Source organism: Streptomyces sp. NPDC056600, assembly GCF_042792855.1.
In the GTDB taxonomy this organism is placed as follows: Bacteria; Actinomycetota; Actinomycetes; order Streptomycetales; family Streptomycetaceae; genus Streptomyces.
The window spans coordinates 45,689-65,652 of sequence record NZ_JBHTVQ010000020.1 but is presented as its reverse complement, the minus strand read 5'-3'; the positions used below and the strand labels follow the sequence as shown (position 1 = coordinate 65,652).

17 protein-coding genes are annotated in these 19,964 nt (G+C 74.8%); 7 read left to right on the top strand and 10 right to left on the bottom strand.

Annotated elements, in window-relative coordinates; translation table 11 throughout:
- The first annotated feature begins 272 nt into the window (after positions 1 to 272).
- Complete coding sequence (locus ACFRAV_RS13065) at positions 273 to 1,469, top strand: geranylgeranyl reductase family protein (protein ID WP_382554610.1); 1,197 nt, start codon at positions 273 to 275, stop codon at positions 1,467 to 1,469.
- A gap of 67 nt (positions 1,470 to 1,536) precedes the next feature.
- Here ACFRAV_RS13065 and ACFRAV_RS13060 read toward each other — a convergent pair whose 3' ends face one another.
- Positions 1,537 to 2,034 carry a nitroreductase family deazaflavin-dependent oxidoreductase gene (locus ACFRAV_RS13060; protein WP_382554537.1) on the bottom strand — a complete coding sequence of 166 codons (498 nt, stop codon included), beginning with the start codon at positions 2,032 to 2,034 and terminating at the stop codon, positions 1,537 to 1,539.
- Between the two features lie 147 nt (positions 2,035 to 2,181).
- On the opposite strand from ACFRAV_RS13060, the gene ACFRAV_RS13055 reads away from it, so the two are divergent.
- Positions 2,182 to 2,904: a TetR/AcrR family transcriptional regulator gene (locus ACFRAV_RS13055; RefSeq protein WP_382554534.1), complete on the top strand. Its 723-nt coding sequence runs from the start codon at positions 2,182 to 2,184 to the stop codon at positions 2,902 to 2,904.
- 136 nt (positions 2,905 to 3,040) lie between these two features.
- Here ACFRAV_RS13055 and ACFRAV_RS13050 read toward each other — a convergent pair whose 3' ends face one another.
- Both ACFRAV_RS13050 and ACFRAV_RS13045 read right to left on the bottom strand, forming a co-directional pair.
- On the bottom strand, positions 3,041 to 3,604 hold the full coding sequence (locus tag ACFRAV_RS13050) for an SUKH-4 family immunity protein (RefSeq protein WP_382554533.1): 564 nt from the start codon (positions 3,602 to 3,604) through the stop codon (positions 3,041 to 3,043).
- 92 nt (positions 3,605 to 3,696) lie between these two features.
- Entirely contained in the window at positions 3,697 to 4,461 is a 765-nt protein-coding gene (locus ACFRAV_RS13045) for a maleylpyruvate isomerase family mycothiol-dependent enzyme (RefSeq protein WP_382554608.1), read from the bottom strand.
- Positions 4,462 to 4,537: 76 nt separating this feature from the next.
- Between ACFRAV_RS13045 and ACFRAV_RS13040 the strand changes: the two genes are divergently transcribed.
- Together ACFRAV_RS13040 and ACFRAV_RS13035 are read left to right on the top strand one after the other, a co-directional pair.
- Positions 4,538 to 5,431 carry an SIS domain-containing protein gene (locus ACFRAV_RS13040; RefSeq protein WP_382554530.1) on the top strand — a complete coding sequence of 298 codons (894 nt, stop codon included), beginning with the start codon at positions 4,538 to 4,540 and terminating at the stop codon, positions 5,429 to 5,431.
- Positions 5,432 to 5,488: 57 nt separating this feature from the next.
- Positions 5,489 to 6,388: a ketose-bisphosphate aldolase gene (locus ACFRAV_RS13035; RefSeq protein WP_382554527.1), complete on the top strand. Its 900-nt coding sequence runs from the start codon at positions 5,489 to 5,491 to the stop codon at positions 6,386 to 6,388.
- A gap of 38 nt (positions 6,389 to 6,426) precedes the next feature.
- Here the strand turns inward: ACFRAV_RS13035 and ACFRAV_RS13030 are convergent, their stop codons facing one another.
- Positions 6,427 to 7,614 carry a methyltransferase gene (locus ACFRAV_RS13030; RefSeq protein ID WP_382554525.1) on the bottom strand — a complete coding sequence of 396 codons (1,188 nt, stop codon included), beginning with the start codon at positions 7,612 to 7,614 and terminating at the stop codon, positions 6,427 to 6,429.
- Positions 7,615 to 7,701: 87 nt separating this feature from the next.
- Here ACFRAV_RS13030 and ACFRAV_RS13025 point away from each other — a divergent pair, with 87 nt between their 5' ends.
- On the top strand, positions 7,702 to 8,943 hold the full coding sequence (locus ACFRAV_RS13025) for an ROK family protein (protein WP_382554522.1): 1,242 nt from the start codon (positions 7,702 to 7,704) through the stop codon (positions 8,941 to 8,943).
- A gap of 84 nt (positions 8,944 to 9,027) precedes the next feature.
- Here the strand turns inward: ACFRAV_RS13025 and ACFRAV_RS13020 are convergent, their stop codons facing one another.
- The 3 genes from ACFRAV_RS13020 to ACFRAV_RS13010 all read right to left on the bottom strand — a co-directional run bounded on the left by ACFRAV_RS13020 (position 9,028) and on the right by ACFRAV_RS13010 (position 11,657).
- Positions 9,028 to 10,299: a PQQ-binding-like beta-propeller repeat protein gene (locus tag ACFRAV_RS13020; protein WP_382554520.1), complete on the bottom strand. Its 1,272-nt coding sequence runs from the start codon at positions 10,297 to 10,299 to the stop codon at positions 9,028 to 9,030.
- A gap of 211 nt (positions 10,300 to 10,510) precedes the next feature.
- Positions 10,511 to 11,065, bottom strand: coding sequence for an ATP-binding protein (locus tag ACFRAV_RS13015; protein WP_382554519.1), 555 nt, complete (start codon positions 11,063 to 11,065; stop codon positions 10,511 to 10,513).
- Positions 11,066 to 11,237: 172 nt separating this feature from the next.
- Positions 11,238 to 11,657 (bottom strand): hypothetical protein, encoded by a 420-nt coding sequence (locus ACFRAV_RS13010; protein ID WP_382554518.1) that lies wholly within the window; start codon positions 11,655 to 11,657, stop codon positions 11,238 to 11,240.
- Positions 11,658 to 11,939: 282 nt separating this feature from the next.
- Here ACFRAV_RS13010 and ACFRAV_RS13005 point away from each other — a divergent pair, with 282 nt between their 5' ends.
- Positions 11,940 to 13,067: a PLP-dependent cysteine synthase family protein gene (locus ACFRAV_RS13005; RefSeq protein ID WP_382554516.1), complete on the top strand. Its 1,128-nt coding sequence runs from the start codon at positions 11,940 to 11,942 to the stop codon at positions 13,065 to 13,067.
- Positions 13,068 to 13,088: 21 nt separating this feature from the next.
- Here the strand turns inward: ACFRAV_RS13005 and ACFRAV_RS13000 are convergent, their stop codons facing one another.
- Complete coding sequence (locus tag ACFRAV_RS13000; RefSeq protein ID WP_382554514.1) at positions 13,089 to 13,961, bottom strand: DeoR/GlpR family DNA-binding transcription regulator; 873 nt, start codon at positions 13,959 to 13,961, stop codon at positions 13,089 to 13,091.
- A 261-nt stretch (positions 13,962 to 14,222) separates the two neighbouring features.
- Between ACFRAV_RS13000 and ACFRAV_RS12995 the strand changes: the two genes are divergently transcribed.
- Entirely contained in the window at positions 14,223 to 16,754 is a 2,532-nt protein-coding gene (locus tag ACFRAV_RS12995) for a hypothetical protein (protein WP_382554512.1), read from the top strand.
- On the opposite strand, the gene ACFRAV_RS12990 is transcribed toward ACFRAV_RS12995, so the two are convergent.
- Both ACFRAV_RS12990 and ACFRAV_RS12985 read right to left on the bottom strand, forming a co-directional pair.
- Complete coding sequence (locus tag ACFRAV_RS12990; RefSeq protein ID WP_382554510.1) at positions 16,714 to 19,170, bottom strand: right-handed parallel beta-helix repeat-containing protein; 2,457 nt, start codon at positions 19,168 to 19,170, stop codon at positions 16,714 to 16,716. The genes ACFRAV_RS12995 and ACFRAV_RS12990 overlap by 41 nt on opposite strands.
- 116 nt (positions 19,171 to 19,286) lie before the next feature.
- Positions 19,287 to 19,886 carry a hypothetical protein gene (locus tag ACFRAV_RS12985; protein ID WP_382554507.1) on the bottom strand — a complete coding sequence of 200 codons (600 nt, stop codon included), beginning with the start codon at positions 19,884 to 19,886 and terminating at the stop codon, positions 19,287 to 19,289.
- Positions 19,887 to 19,964: the final 78 nt, after the last annotated feature.

The window sequence follows — 19,964 nt, the reverse complement described above, 5'->3', positions numbered from 1 at the left end:
ACCCGTCCGCGCGGGTCCGGCGGGCGGGCCCTGCGCCGCCGTCCTCGCGGGCGGGCGGTTCCTCGCAGGCGGCGGACGGGCGCGAGTGGCACCGGTCCGCGTCGTCGATACTCCCACAGTGGCCTGCGGCGATCGCAGCCGTAGGATGCTGTGGACAGTGCGGCAGGCATCTGACTGGTGATCGGGAGCGGTTGGCCATCGTGAGCGGCGAGAACGGTGAGAACGGCGGAAGCACCGCGTCGGACCCGGCGGAGCCCGCGGGCTCCGCGGACCTGACCGGACGGACCGGCGACGAGGACCGCGTCTGGGACGTGGTCGTGGTGGGCGCGGGACCGGCCGGGGCGTCCGCGGCCTACGCGGCGGCGGTCGCCGGACGGCGCGTGCTGCTGCTGGAGAAGGCGGAACTGCCGCGCTACAAGACCTGCGGCGGCGGCATCATCGGCCCCTCCCGGGACGCCCTGCCGCCCGGCTTCGAGGTCCCCTTCCAGGACCGGGTGCGCGCGGTCACCTTCTCGCACGACGGCCGACGCACCCGCACCCGCCGCTCGCGCCGGATGCTCTTCGGGCTCGTCAACCGCCCCGAGTTCGACCACGCGCTCGTGGAGAGCGCGCAGAAGGCCGGAGCCGAACTGCGCACCGGCGTCACGGTCTCCCGCATGGAACAGCACGGACCGACGGTGCCCGACCGGCGCACGGTGGCCGTGGTGCTCCAGGGCGGCGAGACGGTGCTGGCCCGCGCGGTCGTCGGCGCCGACGGCAGCGCCGGCCGGACCAGCGCGCACGTCGGCGTCAAGTTCGGGCAGGTGGACCTCGGCCTGGAGGCCGAGATCCCGGTGCCGGAGACGGTCGCCGAGGACTGGCGGGGACGCGTCCTGATCGACTGGGGCCCGCTGCCCGGCAGTTACGGCTGGGTGTTCCCCAAGGGCGACACCCTCACCGTCGGGGTGATCTCCGCGCGCGGCGACGGCGCCGCGACCAAGCGGTACCTCGAGCAGTTCATCGGCCGGCTCGGCCTGGCGGGCTTCGAACCCGCGATCTCCTCCGGTCACCTGACCCGGTGCCGCACCGACGACTCCCCGCTCTCCCGGGGCCGGGTGCTGGTCTGCGGCGACGCGGCCGGACTACTGGAGCCGTGGACCCGGGAGGGCATCTCCTACGCGCTGCGGTCGGGCCGGCTGGCCGGCGACTGGGCGGTACGGATCGCCGAGGCCGCCGACGCGGTGGACGTGCGGCGCGAGTCGCTCAACTACGCCTTCGCGGTCAAGGCCGGGCTGGGCGTCGAGATGAGCGTCGGCCGGAAGCTGATGGCCCTCTTCGAACGCCGGCCGGGGCTGTTCCACGCCGCGATCGTCGGGTTCCGGCCCGCGTGGCGGGCGTTCGCCGACATCACGCGCGGGGCGACCACCCTGGCCGAGCTGGTCCGCACCCACCCGATGGCGCAGCGGGTGCTTCTGCGGCTGGAGCGGTAGACCGCGCACCCGGGCTCCGGCCCGGGAGGGCGGGTGGCCCGGCCGGCCGGCCGATCGGCCGGTCGCTTCAGGCGGTGACCGTGATCCGGAAGACCGGGTGGTCGGAGGCGGCAGCGGCCAGCTCCTCGTCGGAGGAGGCCGCGGTGACGCCCTGGAAGTACTGGTTGACCTCCCAGCCCCACTTGTCGAGGTAGCCGCGCAGCACGGCGACCTTCTGGTCGTCGGGCAGTTCGGTGGCGGTGAAACCGCGGACCTTGCGTCCGACCCGCAGTTCGCCCCCGCCCGCCACGCGCATGTTGCGCACCCACTGGGAGTGCCCGCGGGCGGAGACCAGGTACTGCTCGCCGGCGTGCCGGTAGGGGTTCACCGGGATGCGCTGCATGGCCCCGCTCTTCCGGCCGCGCACCGAGAGCTCCGCGCTGCCCATCAGGCTGACGCCGTGCCGGGCGAGCCAGCCGACGATCGCGTTGAAGCGGGAGGCGAGGGGGCCGGCCTCGAAGTAGTAGGGACCGGCGGGAGCGGCGGGGGTGGTGCCGGGCGTGGGCTGCTGGTCGTCGTTGCGCATGGGGACCCCTCCGGGAAAGTGAGAGCAGTGCTCTCGGTTGAGAACAGTGTGCGCATTGTTGGTCCCCAAAAGCAAGAGCGGTGCTCTCATGTCAGAGCGCCGCTCTCGACCGTGTGCACTGCTCTCGTTCTGTGGCACACTCGGATCATGAGCGCGACAGAGGGAGTCCGGGCCAGGGCCCGACGGGAGATCACCGTGGCGATCAAGGACGAGGCGCGACGCCGGCTCGCCGACGAGGGGGCGGCCAAGCTCTCCCTGCGGGCGGTGGCCCGGGAACTGGGGATGGCCTCGTCGGCCGTCTACCGCTACTTCCCGAGCCGCGACGACCTCCTCACCGCTCTGATCATCGACGCCTACGACTCGCTCGGCGCCGCCGCGGAGGCCGCCGAGGCGAAGGCGGCCGCCGCCCCGGGTGCGGCGCCCGTCGACCGCTGGGTCGCGGTGTGCGAGGCGGTGCGCGCGTGGGCACTGGCCCACCCCCACGAGTACGCCCTCATCTACGGCACCCCCGTCCCCGGCTACCAGGCGCCTCAGACCACCGTGCCCGCCGCGGCACGGGTGGGGCTGCTCCTGATCGGCATCACCCGGGACGCCCTCCGCGGTCCCTCCGGACTCTCGCGCACCCCCCTGCCGGAAGGGCTGCGCCCCGAGGCGGTGCGGATGACCGCGGACCTGGCGCCCGACCTGCCGCCGGAGACGACGGTCGCGCTGGTCGCCGCCTGGGCGGAGCTGTTCGGCCTGATCGGCTTCGAACTCTTCGGCCAGTTCCACCGTGTGGTCGAGGACCGCGCCGCCTTCTTCCGCCACGCCGCCGCTCGCCTCGCCCACGAGACGGGAATCGCGTTCCCGGGAGCCACCCCGGACGCGTGAGGGGCGCTCCACGACTTCGCGGCACGGTGCGGTCGCCCAGCCGGTCCGGGAAAGCCGGTCCGGCGGCGTAGCGCGAGGAGACGCCCGTTGTCACTCCAAGGCTCCGAGACCGCCCGGCGTGTGAAGCGGTGAGCGATCAGCCGCCGAGCAACTCCGCCCGGGCCTCGACCTCGGCCGCCCACAGGCACCCCGCACCCCAGGCATCCGGGTCGATCTCGTGAAGAAGCTCCGTGAACGCTTCGAGGGCCGCTGCCGCCGGGAAAGACTTCCGGTCGCGGAGTTCGACGAAGTCACGGAAGGCCAGGAGCGAGGCGAGGAACCGCGGAATGCTCGTGTTGTACAGGTGGACCCGGGTGCCTCGCTCACGATCGACGAGCAGCACGAAGCCTGGCCGTGTCCGGTCCAGCACCACGGGATTGGCCGACCCGTCGGACCCGATCACCACGAACGGGTCGGGGTCCTCGACGGGCACGTCAGGGAAGTCCCAGGACGCCAGTGGGCAGGGCAGGCGCCGATCGTCGAAAGCGAGGAACGGGGCCGCCTCTTCCCGGATGCCGACGTCTGCCAGGACGGCCACATGCCGTTCGGGCAGGCGCAGCGTCTCCACCTCGCCACGGGTGTACCGCCTGAGCCTGAAGAAGTCGCCCCTTGGCCACTCGCGGCGAAACCGCTCCGGGTCGAACTGATCATCTCGCTGCACGGGGAGGAGTCTGGCCGCTCACGTCACCCGTGGCAACGCGGGGCACGGCTCCTGGTCCCGCCCCCGAGGCGGGACCAAGGTGTGGCTCGGCGCTACCCGACCCCGGAGGTCTCCCGCCACAGCGCAGCCGTGGCCGCGTCCCCCGTGACCGAGGGGATCGGCGCACGGTTCCACAGCGCGGCGTACAACTGCGCCGCGGGCCCGGACAGTTCGCAGTCCGGGTCGGCGGACGCCGCGCCGTCCACGCCGTCGGCGCCGTCCGTGCCCCGTACGGTCGCCGGCGGCTCCTGGGAGAGCCGTACCGTCCAGATCGCGTCCGCCACGTCGGTGGCCCGCACCCGCAGCAGCCTCGGCTCCGGTGAACGCACCCTGCTGGACCGGCGGCCGTGGAAGCCGCGCAGCAGCTCGTCGATGCCGTCCACCGCGAACTCAGGCGTGACGAGCGCCGGTTCGACACCGAGGGCGGCCTCGGCGTCCATCCGGTGCACCGCGGTCTCGTGTGCCTGGCGGCGTGCCCAGAAGGCCACCGGGGAGGGGGCCCGCAGGAAGTGCCAGCAGTCGGTCGCCGGGTCGGCGGAGGCCAGGGTCCGCGTCAACTCGGCGTGCCCGTCCGTGAACCAGGCGAGCAGCTCGGAGCCGTCCAGCTCCGGGGGCTCCTCGATCGCCCGGGGCGAGGTGAGGCCGAGGGCCACGAAGGCCGTGGCCCACCGGTGCACCGCCCCCGTGTGGCGGACCAGGTCCCGCACCCGCCATCCCGGGCAGGTCGGCACCGGCACGTCCGTCCCCGCCTCCTTCGCGGCCGCCGCCAGCGACTCGCCCTCCCGGCGCAGTATGCCGACGTGCTCCACGATCTCCATGTCCATGCCCCTGAGTTTGCCGGAGATCGGCTGTAGTGTGCAGCCATTACGTGCCTCGCCGTGGAGGGATGCGCAAGTGACGCATGTCGAAGACGAGTTGACCACCCAGCCCGAGTGCTGGCAGCGGGCGGCGGACGAGGCGCCCGGTCACCTGGCGGCGCTGCCGGCCCCGGGGGAGAGGGTCGCGATCGTGGGCTGCGGCACCTCCTGGTTCATGGCCCAGGCGGCCGCCGCCCTGCGCGAACAGGCCGGTCAGGGCGAGACCGACGCCTTCGCCGCCTCCGAGTTCCCGCACGGGCGCCGCTACGACCGCGTCCTGACCCTGACCCGCTCCGGCACCACCACCGAGGTGCTCGACCTGCTGGCCCGGCTGCGCGCCGACGGCGTGCCCACCACCGCCGTCACCGCCGACCCCGACACCCCCGTCATGGAGGCCGCCGACCGGGTCGTCGTCCTGGCGTACGCCGACGAACGGTCCGTGGTGCAGACCCGGTTCGCCACCACCGCGCTCACCCTGCTGCGCGCCCACCTCGGCCTGCACCCCGAGGAGGCGGTCGCCGACGCGCGGACCGCGCTCGCCACGCCGTTGCCCGAAGGGCTCGTGGACCGCACGCAGTTCACGTTCCTCGGCAAGGGCTGGACGGTCGGCCTCGCCAACGAGGCGGCGCTGAAGATGCGCGAGGCGTCGCTCTCGTGGACCGAGGCGTACCCGGCCATGGAGTACCGGCACGGCCCCATCAGCGTCTCCACCCGCTCCACCGCCACCTGGATGCTCGGCGAGGCCCCGGCCGGCCTGGCCGCGCAGGTGCGCGGCACCGGCGCGCTCTGGGTGGCGGGAGGGCTCGACCCGCTGGCCGAGCTGGTCCGCGCCCAGCGGCTCGCCGTCGCGGTCGCCGTCGCCCGCGGTCTCGACCCCGACAGCCCCCGCCACCTCACCCGCTCGGTGATCCTCGCCGACGCACCCGCCTGAACGACCCCGCCCCAACGCCCCGGCTCCACACCCGCCTCGCCGTCCGTAAGGAGAGCCGTGCCCCTGGTACCCGCAGGTGACCTGGTCGCGGAGGCCGCCGCCGTCCGCCGGGCCGTGGCCGCCTTCAACGTCATCACGCTGGAACACGTCGAGGCGGTGGTCGAGGGAGCCGACCGGGCCGGCTCCCCGGTGATCGTCCAGGTCAGCGAGAACGCCGTGGCGTTCCACGGCGGGCGGCTGCTGCCGCTGGCCCGGGCCGCCGCGGCGGCGGCCGCCGCGGCCCAGGTGCCGGTGGGACTGCACCTGGACCACGTCACCGACGACGCCCTGCTGGGGCAGGCGGCGGACGCCGGGTTCAGCTCCGTGATGTACGACGCCTCCCGGCTCCCGCACGCGGCGAACGTCGCCGCCACCCGCGCGGCGGCCCGACGGGCCCACGCCCGGGGACTGTGGGTGGAGGCCGAACTGGGCGAGGTGGGCGGCAAGGAGGGCGCGCCCGCGCTGGACGCCCACGCGCCCGGAGCCCGCACCGACCCCGCCGAGGCCCGCGCGTTCGTGGCCGAGTGCGGGGTGGACGCCCTGGCCGTCGCGATCGGCAGCGTCCACGCCATGACCACCCGGACCGCCGCCCTGGACCACGCCCTGCTGGCCCGGCTCGCCGAGGCGGTCGACGTGCCGCTCGTGCTGCACGGCTCCTCCGGCGTCCCCGACGGCGAACTGGCGGCGGCGGTCTCCGGAGGCATCGGCAAGGTCAACGTGGGGACCGCGCTCAACGTCGCCCTGACCGGCGCCGTGCGCGCCCACCTGGACCGGCACCCCGAGCAGGTCGACCCGCGCCGCTACCTCGCCCCTGGGCGGGATGCCATGGCCGCGACGGTGGTGCGCTACCTGGAGGTGATCACGGCGGACGGCGCCCGTGCGGACGCCGTGACGCCGGCCGCCGTCGCCCGGGACTGAGCGGCGGGCCGCGGCCCCACCGGGGGCCGCGACGAAGGTCAGCCGCGGCGGACGGCCCGCAGCACCACGAACTTCGGGTCCGAGGCGACGAGTTCCGCGTTGCCGAACACCCGCCGGAGCTTCACGTGGTAGCCGAGGTGCCGGTTGCCGACGATCCACAGCTCGCCCCCGGGCCGCAGCACCCGCCGCGCGCCCTGGAACATCCGCCGGGCCACCGCGTCGGTGGTCGCCTGGTGGGAGTGGAACGGCGGATTGCTGAGCACCAGGTCGGCACTGTCCGCCGGGAGGCCCTCCAGCCCGTCGCCGACCCTGAACGAGGCTTCGCCGTCGGGCACGTTGGCCCGGTAGGTCTCCTCCGCGGAGGCCACCGCCTGGTACGACTCGTCGGTGAACAGCACCTCGGCCGTGGGATCGGCCAGCGCCACCGCCGTGCCGACCACGCCGTTGCCGCAGCCGAGGTCGACCACCCGTCCGAGACCCGGACCGGTCGGCAGGTGCTGGAGGAAGAAGCGGGTGCCGATGTCGAGCCGGTCCGCGCAGAAGACGCCCGCGTGGTTGACCACCGGGCGGCCCGCCACCAGGGCGGCGTCCTGCGGCAGGGAGTACCGCAGCGGCCACGGGTCCGTCCCCCGGTCCGCCGCGGGGGCGGGGGAGGCGAAGATCAGCCGCGCCTTCCGCTCGGCCAGCGAGGTGCGGGTGGGACCGACGATCCGCTCGAACAGGTCGAGCGTCGAGGTGTGGATCTCCTTGACCATGCCGGTGCCCACCACCAGCGAGTCCTCGTGCAGGGCCGGCGCCAGCCGGTGCAGCTGGTCCTCCAGCAGCGCCAGGCTCTTGGGCACCCGCACCAGCAGGACGTCGACACGCCCGGGCGGCTCGTCACGGGTCGTGAGCAGGGTGACCGCACCCTCGGCCACGCCGTTGGCGGCCAGGTTCGCGCGGGTGGCCTCGCGGGTCAGGAACGACTCCGTGATCTGGGTGACCGGAGCACCGGCCCCGCCCGCGGCCCCCGCAGCTCCCGCGGCCCGCGCCGCCAGGGCCGTGGTCAGCGCCCCCCAGCGGTCGCCGACGACCACCACGGCCCCGCCCCCGGGAGGCACGGTGTCCGCGAGGTGGCGCAGCAGGTACTCGTCGGAGGCGTCCCAGGCCCGCAGCCGGTCACGCGGGTCCCGGGGGAAGCGGGAGAGGGCGAGCTCGGCCCAGGGGGTGGTGAAGCGGTCGTTCATCGTGCGTCCAGGCTAGCCGAGCCGCCACGTCCGGCCGTCCGGCAGTCCGGCGGTCCACCGTCGGGGGATCATGAAAGACTCGGCGGCATGAACGGCAACGCGGACCCCCGCCCGGAGGGGGAGGGTACGACCCGGACCCGGCTGGACCGCGGGCGCGGCGCGCTCGGCCCGGCCCTGCAGCTCGTCCACACCGGGCGGGCCCCCACCCGCGCCGTGCTGACCTCGGAACTCGGGGTGACGCGGGCCACGGCCGGTGCCGTGGCCGCCGAGCTGGAGGCGCTGGGGCTGATCGAGGTCGACGCCCACCCGGTCGCCGCCGCGGGATCGCAGGGCCGGCCCTCGCACCGGCTGCTGGTCGCCGAGCACGGCCCCGTCGTCCTCGCCGCACAGGTGCACGTCGACGGCTACCGCACCGCCCTGGTCGGCCTCGGCGGCCGGATCGTCGCCACCGCGCACAGCGCCCTGAAGGTCGAGGAGGACCCCGCGCAGCTGCTCTCCGTCGCCGTGGAGGCGGGCGCGCGGCTGCTGCGCGAGACGGGACGGCGGTGCGTCGGGGCCGGACTGGCGGTGCCCTTCGCGGTCACCGAGCCCGACGGCGTCGCGCTCAACCCGCTCCTGCTGGCCTGGCCCGCCGGAGCCGCGGTGCGGGACGTCTTCGCCGAGTGCCTGCGGACCGCGGGCGTCGACGGCCCCGTCTTCGTCGGCAACGACATGAACCTCACGGCGCTCGCCGAGCACCGGCACGCGGCCGGCCGGGGCGCCGACCACCTGCTGTGCGTCGCCACCGGCCACCAGGGCGTCGGCGGCGCCCTGGTGCTGGACGGGCGGCTGCACACCGGCAGTTCGGGCCTCGCCCTGGAGGTCGGTCACCTCACCGTCGACCCGGGCGGGCGGCCCTGCCACTGCGGCAGCCGCGGCTGCCTCGACGTGGAGACCGACCCGCTGGCGTTCCTCGCCGCGCTCGGGCGGGAGCCGGGGCCCGAGGGGTCGCTGCTGCGGCAGGCGGAGGACCTGATCCGGGACGGCTACACGCACGACCCGGCCGTACGCGAGGCGGTGCGGGCACTGATCGACCGGCTCGGCATGGGACTGGCCGGACTGGTCAACATCCTCAATCCCGACCGCATCATCCTCGGCGGGCTGCACCGCGCCCTGCTCGAGGCCGATCCGGAGCGGCTGCACGCCGTGGTGGCCCGGCGCAGCCTGTGGGGACAGAGCGGCGCCGTCCCGCTGCAGAGCTGCACCCTGCCCTTCAACAGCCTGGTGGGGGCCGGCGAACTGGCCTGGCAGCCGGTGTTCGACGACCCCCTGGCGGTGCTGGGCGGCTGACCGCCGGGCGGTGCCGGGAGACCTACCGCCTGGCGGTGCCGGGAGTCCGACCGCCGGCGGTGCCGGGGGACCTACCGCCCGTGGCTAAGCCGGAAGGGCCGTCAGCCGCTTGCCGTGGAGACAGAAGACGCTGCCCCCGGCCGTGGTGACGAACCACTCGTCCAGCTCACCGGAGCCGTCGTTGTACGTCCACCGGTAGTCGCCGGTCCGGGCGTCCAGCGCGTACACACCGCCGCGCGGGTCCAGTTCGGTGGCCGCGTACAGGACGTCGCCCGACAGCGCGAAGTGCCACGGGCTGGTGGCCTCCCGGTCGGACAGACCGGTGTTCTCCCACATCACGTCGCCGCTGGCCGGGTCGAGGGCGAACAGTTTCCGGTTGGTGTCCGAGACGTACAGGACGCCCTCCAGCACGGTGGGGCCGACGAACTTGGTGAACTCCTCGGCCGCCAGCGCCCACCGCTGCTTGCCGCTCTCCACGTCGAAGGCCCGCAGCTTCCCGCCGTCCGCGAGCATCACCAGGCCCGCCGCCACGCCGAACCGCTGGTAGTTGTACTCGCCGACCTTGTGCGTCCACACCTGGCGGCCCGTGGCGGTGTCGCGCACGGTCAGGTTCTTGCGGTAGTCGGTGTAGATCAGGTGCCGTCCCAGCACGGCGGCGATGATGCCGTGCTCCTCGGTGCCCGCGTCGCGCCGCTCCTTCCACACCGGCCGCCCCGAGGCGGTGTCGATCGCGGCGATCACGTTCCGCCGGGTGAGCTCGCCGTCCTCGACCTCCGCGGCGATGACGTACACCTGGGTGTCGTCCACGGCGACCACCCGGGGATCCCCGTACGCGCCGCCCAGCCGACTGCGCCAGGTCTCCTCGCCGGTGGCCGGGTCGATGCCGACGACGTCGCCGTCGTACTGTCCGCTCGCCAGGTAGAGCGTGCCGTCGCCCAGCAGCATCTGCGCCCCGGGCACGGTGAGTTCCTCGCGCGACCAGCGCTCCTTGCCGGTGGCCGCGTCGTATCCCTTGAGCGGGTCGCCGGTGGCTATCACGACGCCGTCCGCGACCACCAGCGCCTGCACCACGCCCATGGCCTCCGCGGTGGTCTGCGCCTGCCAGCGGGGCTCGGGGGCGCCGTCGCCCCTGTTCCCGGCCTTGCCCTTGTTCCCGCCCTTGCCCGCGCTCACCGACGGCTTCGCGGAGCCGCCGCCCGAGGTGCCGCCCCCTGCGTCGCCGTCGCAGCCGGTGACCGCCGCGCCGGTCGCGGCGAGGGCGAGCGCGCCGCCGGCGAGCCGGAGCAGGCGGCGGCGGGAGGGCGCAGGGGCGTCAGGGCCGGGCGCCGTGGGGCGGCCGGAAGGATGCTCGTTCATGTTCCCCGTTCCTTCGAGTGCGGGAGTGCCGCCGTGCGGACGATCACGGCGGATCACGGGGAACAGTAGACGCGGCGTGCCCGGCCGGCGGACACGGAGACCCGATCGGGACAGGGCCGTCGCAAACGTGCCGGTCCTGTCACGCGCCGTCGACCCGGCGGTGGGCGGACGGCGCCTGCGCGCGCCGCCCGCCCACCGGGTCACCGCCAGGTCAGCCGGGAACGGCCGACCGGGCGGGAGCGGGGGAGGAGGTGACGACGACCTCGACCAGGGCCGGTTCGGACTCGGGAACGGGCGCCGGTTCGGGCGGCCGGACGTCGACCAGGATCGGCTGCGAGACCGGCTCCCCGAAGGCGTCGTCCGCGGCGGGCAGGGTGAACCAGACGACCTTGCCGCAGTCGCCGTCCGGACGCGCTCCCCAGCTCTCGCTGAGAGCGGCGATCATGGCCAGGCCGCGGCCGCAGGTGGCCAGGGACTCGGCCAGGGAGTCGGCGTCCCCCACCACGGGAAGCTGGGGGTCGTGGTCGTGGACCGACACGGTGAGCCGGTCGAGCAGGAGCTCGAGCCGCACCGTGCAGGTCTTGTCCGGCCGGGCGTGCCGGTGGACGTTGGTCAGCAGTTCGGTGACACCGAGCGAGGCCCGCTCGATGAGGGAGTCCAGATGCCAGTAGCGCAATTGTGCCGAGACGATTCTGCGGACCTGTCCGATCCGCGACGGCAGGGCCTGGAGCTCCACCGCGCAGTGCCTGCTCGGGTGACTGATCACGGCTGCAACTCCCCGACGTAGAGGTCCGGAAGATGGCGACGGCCGGGAGTCGGCGTGGTCGCCGGTAAACCGAGAGTGACGTATGGACAGCGTGACCCAGCGCCCGCGGCGCCGCAACTCGCGGCGTCCCGCGGGGCCGGCGGCCGCTCCCGCGGCGGACGATCGGGCCTGCTCAGTGGGGTCGGGCGGCCAGCCGGACCGTTCGGGCCAGGCGCGCCGCCGGGGATTCGACGCCTTCCGGCCGCCGCTCGACGGCCGCCTCGGCGAGGCCGAACTCGGGGTCCTCGTCACGGAGCGTCAGGAAGTAGTGGGCGCCGCCCAGCTCCAGCAGGACGCGGTCGCTCCGCCCGAACCGCATCCGCAGGAGCCTGGCCTTTCGCGCCGGCGCGGAGGCGAGGACGCGGCCTCCGCTGCTGAGCAGCTCCACCAGCCCGCCCCGCACCCGCACCTGGCCGGCGCGGGTCAGCGAGCGCAGGCCGCGCTCGATGCGCACGCCCGTCGCCGTGAACTCGACCTGACCTCCCGGCTGTTCCATGTCGTCGGGCCCTGTCGGGAGGAACTCCTCGGTGGTGGTGAACTCCGGCTCCGGCATGGGTGACGCCCCCCTTCGCGCTTGTCCGCTGCGTCCCGATGTACCCCCTACGAGCAGTCTGCCCGGACGCGCGGCCGGACGCCAGGGCCTCACGAGGTCCCGGGCGCGGCGCGCGCGGCACGCCGGCCGGGTCCACCGTGGTGTTTGTGCGCCCCTTGTCACCGGCGCGCTCCCAAGGCCGTGCTTGAGGACTCCAAAGATGCGTTTATGCAGGTGAGAAGCGTGTGCAAGGTGTCTATGATCGGGGCTCCCGGTGCTGCCGGGCCGTTCGAGGAGACCGCCATGCCCCGCCCCGTACCCCTGGTCGGCGCCGACGCCACGCCGGACGTCGACCGCAGTGACGTGACCTACCGCGCCTGGCTGAAGGAGGCGGTGCGCCGGGTCCAGGCCGACGCCAACCGCTCCGCCGACACCCACCTGCTGCGCTTCCCGCTGCCCGAGCGGTGGAACATCGACCTCTACCTCAAGGACGAGTCGACCCACCCCACCGGGAGCCTCAAGCACCGGCTGGCCCGCTCGCTCTTCCTCTACGGCCTGTGCAACGGATGGATCCGCCCCGGCCGGCCGGTGATCGAGGCGTCCAGCGGCTCCACCGCCGTCTCGGAGGCCTACTTCGCGAAGCTCATCGGGGTGCCGTTCATCGCGGTGATGCCGCGTACCACCAGTGCCGAGAAGTGCCGGCTCATCGAGTTCCACGGCGGCCGCTGCCACTTCGTGGACGACCCGCGCCGCATGTACGAGGAGGCCGCGCGCCTGGCGGCGGACTCGGGCGGCCACTACATGGACCAGTTCACCTACGCGGAGCGCGCCACCGACTGGCGGGGCAACAACAACATCGCCGAATCGATCTTCCGCCAGCTGGAGCTCGAGCGCTTCCCGGTGCCCGCCTGGATCGTCGCCACCGCCGGCACCGGCGGCACCTCGGCGACGCTGGCCCGCTACGTGCACTACATGCAGTACGACACGCGGATCTGCGTCGCGGACCCGGAGAACTCGGTGTTCTTCGACGGCTGGACGACCGGTGAACCCGAGCCGGTCTGCGAGGGCGGCTCGCGCATCGAGGGGATCGGGCGGCCCCGGATGGAACCCAGCTTCGTGCCCGGCGCGGTGGACCGGATGATGAAGGTGCCCGACGCGGCGAGCGTGGCCGCGGTGCGCGCGCTGGAGCGGGTCATCGGCCGCAAGGCGGGCGGCTCCACCGGCACGGGACTGTGGAGCGCCCTCAAGATCGTCGCGGAGATGGTGGCCGCGGGACGCTCGGGCAGCGTGGTGACGCTGCTCTGCGACCCCGGTGACCGTTACCTCGACAAGTACTACTCGGACGCCTGGCTGGCCGAGCAGGGGCTGGAGATCGGCCCGTACACGCAGGTGCTGGAACGGGTGATCAGCACGGGCGTCTGGCCGCGATGACCGGCGGGGCGGCCCGTCGCCTCAGCCCGCGCGGGGCGCCCGGTGGTTCTCCTGCGCGGTCTCCGGCGGCGCGGCGTCCTCCTCCCCGGCCACCACCAGCCGCAGCGGCAGCTCGGACAGCTCGGCGCGGGTGACCGCGGGCAGCCCGGCGTCGGTCACCAGGACGTCCACCTCGGACAGCGAGGCGAAGGAACTCAGCCCCACCGTCCCCCACTTGGTGTGGTCCGCGACCACCACGACGCGCCGGGCGGAGGCCACCAGCCGCCGGTTGGTCTCCGCCTCGGCGAGGTTCGGGGTGGACAGCCCCGCCTCCACCGAGATGCCGTGCACGCCGAGGAACAGCAGGTCGAAGTGGAGCGCGGCTATCGCCCGGTCGGCCACCGGGCCGACCAGGGAGTCGGAGGGCGTGCGCACGCCGCCGGTGAGCACCACGGTCGGCCCGCCCGCCTCCGCCCCGTCCGCGGCGCCGCCGGTGTGCAGCACGTCGGCCACCCGCACCGAGTTGGTGACCACCGTCAGGTCCGGCACCCCGGCCAGCACCCGGGCCAGCGCGTAGGTGGTCGTGCCCCCGGAGAGCGCCACCGCGGAGCCGGGGGTCACCAGCGAGGCGGCCGCGCGGGCGATCTCCTCCTTGGCGGCGGGCTCCCGGCCGGTCTTCTCCTCGAAGCCCGGTTCGTGCCCGGTGGGCTCTGTGCCCTCCACGGGCACCGCGCCGCCGTGCACCTTCTCCAGCGCGCCCAGGCGGGCCAGCGCGTCCAGGTCACGGCGCACGGTCATGTCGGACACGCCGAGCCGCTGGGTCAGCTCGTTCACCCGCACCCCGCCGCGGCGGCGGACCTCGTCCAGGATCAGCGCCCGCCGTTGCTCCGCGAGGAGGTTCTGCCGCTCAGCCACCTCTACCCCTCGTCCCTTCTCCCGCGCGGCCGCTCCCGCGCCCCCGGCCGCGCCCCTCGGGCGCTGTGACCAGGCGTTTCCCGCGCCGGCACCGGGCCCGGCGACATTCCATCCTCGCACGACACGCCGAAGCGCGGTCAGGTGACCGCAGGTGCCGCCGGATCACCGCACTCACCCGATCGGGGGGAGATTCGGTCACGAAGGGTTGAGGCGGTGCGGGAACGGAGATCCCACGGGCGGAGCACCGCATCACATGTTCGAATGTCACGGGCCGGGAGGGCACGCCGGACACCGCGGCCACCACACGTCACCGGGGGAGCAGCAGTGGTATCTGGACAGGCGACGCAGAGCACACCGGCGCCGCGGGCACAGAACCCGCCGGCGGACGGAGCCACCCTGGAACTGCTCGTGCACGGCGTGGGCGGCACCACCCCGGCGGAGATGCTCGACGACCCGCGGACGGTCCGCGTCACGGGCGACGGCACCGCGGCGGTGTTCCGGCGCGCCGACGACGTGGACGCCGAAGGCGCCGTCCGGACCGGCGCGACCGCCCCCGCGGGCGACGGCACCGCCCCCGTCCAGGAGGCCTATGTCTGGTGCAACCTCACCTCCGGCAACGGCAGCCGCGCGCTGTGGCTGCTGCTGCTCCCCTTCATGGTCGTCAACCTGGCCCACTGGATGCGTCCCGCCGCCCACGGCCTAGGCCGCGCCGTCCGTCTGCACGGGACGCTGGTGCGGCTCGCCGGGCTGAGCCTCACGGTGCTGCTGGTCGCCGCCGCCTGCGAGGTCGCCCTCGACCTGACCGCCTGGCAGTGCGCCGGCACGCCCGCCTGCGCGACCGCCCACTCCTGGCTCGGCTTCCTCACCGGGGGCTGGTGGAGTGCCCCGGGCCGCCGCCTGGCCCTGGCCGCCGTGGTGCCCACCGCCCTCACCGTGCTGCTCTGGTACCTCTCGCACCGCACCTGGAGCGAGTACGAGTCCCAGCAGCCGCCGGCCGCCGCCGAGCCCCAGGAGGGCGCCGAGGCCACACCGCTGGGGCGGCCCGGGTTCTGGTACGGCCGCCGCCTGGTCGCCCGGCTGCGCGCCGCGCACACCGCGGCCGCGCTGCTCACCGTCGCCGCGGCGGTCACCGCGGCCGCGGCCCGCCACGACCGCGGCCCGGGCGGCCCCGCCCTGCTCGACCTGCTCGGCCGGCTGCTGGAGACCACCCTGGCCGTCGCCGGCCTCGCCGTGGTGGCCGTGGTGTGCCGCCGCGGCCGCAGCGAGCACCGGATCGACCACGGCCTCGACGCCCGTCTGCAGCGGGTGCTGCCGCTCGGAGCCGCCGCCCTGCTGCTCCTCGCCCTGGTGTACGCCTCCTGGTCACGGCCCGGCTGGCGATCGGCCGGACTGCTGGCCGGGGACGCGGTCTTCGGGGCGATCTGCCTCGTCCAAGGGCTGCTGGTGGTGGCCCTGGCCGCCGTGGCCCGCACCCTGCATCGCTCCCGCCCCGACCCGCGCGCCGCCCTGCGCGGACTCGCGGGTCCGGCGGTCGCCCTGCTGGCCTGCGCGCTCGGCGGGGTGATGTCCGGCGGCGTCGCCCAACGGGTCGCCGACTGGCTCGACGGCCGCAGCGGCACCCTCGCCGGCCCGCCCGTGGTGCTGACCTGGCAGGCCTCCGTCATCCCGCTGCTGCCCGTCGTGGTCCTGGTGCTGCTGGCCGTCCTCGGCCACCGGGCCTGGCGCTCCGTGCGCGGCGAGATCCCCGCGGTGCTGCGCGACCACCCCGGCGAGCCGCACGACCCGGTGCGGGTGCGCCGGGTGGCCCGGGTCCGCGCGCTGGCCGCACTGACCGACCGGGCCCCGCTGATCATCGGCGTCGTCGCCGCCGTCACCTTCCTGCTCGGGGCCGGCGCGCTGGCCGGCGCCCTCGGCACCGGCCGGGCGCCCGCCGACGCGGCACAGGGCGCGCCCGCCCCCGTGGAAGGGCTCGCCGAGGTGGCCCAGGCCATCGGGTCCTGGCTGATCGGTCTGGGCTTCATACTCTTCGTCACCTTCGGCCGCCGGGCCTACCGGGACGCGTCCGCCCGCCGCACCATCGGCATCCTGTGGGACGTCGGCACCTTCTGGCCGCGCGCCGCCCATCCCTTCGCGCCGCCCTGCTACGCCGAGCGGGCCGTGCCCGACCTGACCTGGCGGATGGCGACCTGGACCGCCGCCACCGGCGGCCGGCTGGTGCTCTCCGGGCACTCGCAGGGCAGCGTGCTGGCCGCGGCGGCCGCCTGGCAACTGCCCGCCCCGGTACGGGCCCGGGTCGCGCTGCTCACCTACGGCTCCCCGCTGGAGCGCCTGTACGGGCGCTGGTTCCCCGCCCACTTCGGCCCCGAGGCGCTCGGCCGTCTGCACCAGGAGGTCGACTGCTGGCGCAACCTGCACCGCCGCACCGACCCGATCGGCGGCCCCGTCCTGGTGGGCGAGGGAGGAGGGAAGGACACGGCGGACGCGGCGCACGCGACGGATGCGGCGGCGGGCGGGGCCGGCCACGTGGGCTGCCCGCCGTGCGCGCCGGTCGACCGGGAGGCGCTCAAGGACCCGCTCTCCCTCGGCCGGACGGCCGAGCATCCGCTGCCCTCGCCCATCCTCGGCCACGGGGGCTACCAGGCCGACCCCGTGTTCGCCGAGGAACGCGCCGCGCTGCTCGCCCGGTTGCCGCACGGTCTGCCCGCGCCCCGTGACGGGGGCGGCGGGCAGGACGCGCCGGCGGGGACGCCCGTCAGTCCAGCGCCGGGAGATCCTCCGGGTGGAGCAGGCTGAGCTCCTCGGTGCTCGGGTCGGGGAGCTGCGCCACCCGGCCCGCGTGCCGTTCCACCATCGCCTCGAAGGTCTGGCGGGCGGTGCGGCCGTTGCCGAACGCGGGTCCCTTGGGGATCTCCGCGAAGTACTTCAGCAACGCCTCGTCCGTGCCGTCCGCCAGCCGGTACTCGTGCTCCTCGGCCTGCTGCTCCACGATCCGCAGCAGCTCGCCGGGCCCGTAGTCGCCGAACCTGATGGTCCGCGAGAAGCGGGACGCCACACCGGGGTTGACGGACAGGAAGCGCTCCATCTCCTCCGTGTAGCCCGCGACGATCACCACCACCGCCTCGCGGTGGTCCTCCATCAGCTTCACCAGCGTGTCGATCGCCTCGCGGCCGAAGTCCCGGCCCGAGTCCTCCGGCGAGAGGGCGTACGCCTCGTCGATGAACAGCACACCGCCCCTGGCCCGGTCGAAGGCCTCCTGGGTGCGGATCGCCGTGGAGCCGATGTGCTCGCCGACCAGGTCGACCCGGGACACCTCGACCAGGTGCCCCTTCTCCAGCACGCCCAGCGAGGCCAGGATCTCTCCGTACAGCCGCGCCACCGTCGTCTTGCCGGTGCCGGGGGAGCCGGTGAAGACCAGGTGACGGCGCACCGACGCCGCCTTGAGGCCCGCCTCCCTGCGCCGCCGGCCCACCTCGATCATGTCGGTGAGGGCCCGGACCTCCCGCTTGACGCTCTCCAGTCCGACCAGCGCGTCGAGGGCGCCCAGCACCTCCTGCGCGGCCCGCACCGGCGCGCCGCCGCCCGCCTCGTCCGCCGGACCGGCTGGAGCCCCGGCTCTCGGCGCCGGAACGGAACCGAGCAGCCCGCCCGTGCTCGCCCGCGCCGGAGCGGTCAGCACCGTGCCGTCGCCGGAGGCGGACTCCTGCGCGAGGGAGGAGCCGGCGCCGAGGCTCTCGTCGCCGGTGCAGTCCTCCACGTCAGGTCCGTCCGCGCCGCCCGCCCCGCCCTCCGCGAACTCGTAACCGCCGCGCGCGCACCGCTCGGTGCGGCACTTGCGCAAGGTGGTGCGGCAGCCGTCCAGCACGTGGAACCCGTAGCCGCCGCTGCCGGTCACCTTGCAGCCGACGAAGGTGCCCCGGCCGCCCGCCGACACGTAGAACCCCGCCTCGGCCGGCCCGTCGACGGTGCACCGCTCCACCGTCGGGTCCGCGCCCTTGGTGACGATGACGCCCGTCTGGGTGCCGTCCAGCGAGCAGTTGGCGAGCGTGCCTCCGCTGCCGTGGTCGCGGAACCAGGCGCCGGTGGCGGCGTCCCGGATGCGGCAGTCGTCCAGCTGCGCGGTCGCGCCGTCGCTGACCGAGACCGCCGTGTTGCGGACCTGGCTCAGGTCGCTGTCCACCACGTCCACCCGCGAACCGCGGTCCAGCACGAACAGCGCGTCCGGCACGTCGTGCACCCGGCAGGAGTCCAGCACCGCCGTCGCGCCGTCGCTCACCCAGACCGCCGGGTAGTCCCCGGTCGAGTCGAAGATCTCGCACCGATGGGCGTCGACCCGGGTCCCCGGGTCCCACACCGACAGCCCGTTGCGCCCGAACTGCCGGACGGTGGTGCGGGTGAGCGTCAGCACCGAACGCGAACGCAGGTCCATCGCGTTCTCGGGGATGTCGTGGATCCGGCAGTCGGCCAGCGTGAGGACCGCGTCGGTGTCCATGGTGACGCCGTCCCCGGCCGTACGGTGCACGTCGCAGTCGGTGAGCTGGCCGGTGGCCCGGCCGGTGATCTGCACCCCGCTGCCGCGCACCTCGTAGATCTCGCAGCCGACCGCCTCCACGAAGGAGTTCTCCCCGGTGGCGCTCAGGCCCGCCCCGGCGGCGTGGTGCACCCTGCAGCGCTCCAGCCGGGGCCGCGCCCCGCCGTGCACCGCCACACCCGCCTGCCCGGCCGCGGTCACCTCGCACTCCTCGAAGAGCCCGCCCGCGCCGTCGGTGACGGCGATGCCCACGCCCGCCGGGTTGTCGACCGAGCAGCGGCGCACCGTGGGGCGCGCGGAGCCGCGGACCTCGATGCCGGACGCCGAGCGGGTCATCACACGGATGTCGGAGATCTCCGGGGTGCCCTCCTCGACCAGCAGCGCCGGAGCCGAGGAGTCCTGCCCCTCCAGGTGCAGTCCCTGCACCACGGCGGACCCGCGCACCGTCAGCGGCACACCGTCGGCGGGCGCGATGCGCACGGCCCCCGGCTGTCCCTCGGGCCCCCGGAGCGTCACCGCCCGCTGGACGAGGAGGTTCTCCCGGTAGGTGCCGGGGGAGACGGTGAGCACGTCCCCGTCGCCCGCGGCCTCCAGGGCCGAGGCGAGCGAGGAGTACTCTCCCGTGCGGCGCCGCCACCGCGACGTGCCGGTGTGCGTCACCTGGACCGTGCCCTGTGCCATGGTGCTTTTCTGTCCCCACCTCGTCGTACACGGGATGTAGCGGATTGGGCCGAACGGGTCGGCCCGACCACCGTAGCGCGCGCGTCGCCGGTGGGTTGCCCGGTGAACGATCGTGATCAGCTTCCGGTACCGGCCCTGCCCCAGTCGGGTCCGGCCCGCTCCCACGCCCGGTCGAGCCGCTCGAAGCGAAGCCGCATCAGGTGACGAAGGGTCATGCGACGGGCTCCCTCGGCGATCGCCGTGGTCAGCAGGGCCGCGCCGACGCCGGCCAGACCGGCCTGCAGCGTCAGGTCGCCGGTGTCGAGGGGGCGGCCGGCGGGCCGTCCCCGGGTGTCGGTCCACAGCGTGAAGTGCCGCCCGGGGACCGGGACCCGCAGGTTCGTCCAGGTGTGCGCCTGCCGTGGGGTGCCGTCGGGCGCGGTCCAGGCGGCGAGCACGCGCTGCCGGTTGCCGCGCTCCGCGGTGCGGCCGGTCGTCGCGGGGAGCTGCGCGGAGACCGCCGGGTCCTTCAGGACGGTGGCCGTCACGCGGTGCCGCGAGGCGTGCTGCTGACGGGCCGTACGGCTGAGCGAGTCGTGCGCCGCGGAGCCCGCGAGCACACCGGCGAGCGGCGCGGCGACCGCGATCAGCAGCAGGGCGGCCAGCGCCGCCCACGCCTCCACCAGATCGGTCGTGCGCCGCAGCGGATTGTGCCGCCACCGCCAGATCCCACGCATCGCTCCCACCGCGTCCCCCCGTCTTCCTTCTCCGTGATAGCCCTCCCGCCGGCCGGTTACGCGCCGAACGCCTGCAAA

What these genes read in the sequence shown, in the direction of transcription:
- ACFRAV_RS12985 (WP_382554507.1), bottom strand. Translation starts at nt 19,886, where the DNA reads ATGCGTGGGATCTGGCGGTGGCGGCACAATCCGCTGCGGCGCACGACC.
- ACFRAV_RS13060 (WP_382554537.1), bottom strand. Translation starts at nt 2,034, where the DNA reads ATGCGCAACGACGACCAGCAGCCCACGCCCGGCACCACCCCCGCCGCT.
- ACFRAV_RS13045 (WP_382554608.1), bottom strand. Translation starts at nt 4,461, where the DNA reads ATGGAGATCGTGGAGCACGTCGGCATACTGCGCCGGGAGGGCGAGTCG.
- ACFRAV_RS13010 (WP_382554518.1), bottom strand. Translation starts at nt 11,657, where the DNA reads ATGCCGGAGCCGGAGTTCACCACCACCGAGGAGTTCCTCCCGACAGGG.
- ACFRAV_RS13025 (WP_382554522.1), top strand. Translation starts at nt 7,702, where the DNA reads ATGAACGGCAACGCGGACCCCCGCCCGGAGGGGGAGGGTACGACCCGG.
- ACFRAV_RS13055 (WP_382554534.1), top strand. Translation starts at nt 2,182, where the DNA reads ATGAGCGCGACAGAGGGAGTCCGGGCCAGGGCCCGACGGGAGATCACC.
- ACFRAV_RS13030 (WP_382554525.1), bottom strand. Translation starts at nt 7,614, where the DNA reads ATGAACGACCGCTTCACCACCCCCTGGGCCGAGCTCGCCCTCTCCCGC.
- ACFRAV_RS13020 (WP_382554520.1), bottom strand. Translation starts at nt 10,299, where the DNA reads ATGAACGAGCATCCTTCCGGCCGCCCCACGGCGCCCGGCCCTGACGCC.
- ACFRAV_RS12995 (WP_382554512.1), top strand. Translation starts at nt 14,223, where the DNA reads ATGTCACGGGCCGGGAGGGCACGCCGGACACCGCGGCCACCACACGTC.
- ACFRAV_RS13005 (WP_382554516.1), top strand. Translation starts at nt 11,940, where the DNA reads ATGCCCCGCCCCGTACCCCTGGTCGGCGCCGACGCCACGCCGGACGTC.
- ACFRAV_RS12990 (WP_382554510.1), bottom strand. Translation starts at nt 19,170, where the DNA reads ATGGCACAGGGCACGGTCCAGGTGACGCACACCGGCACGTCGCGGTGG.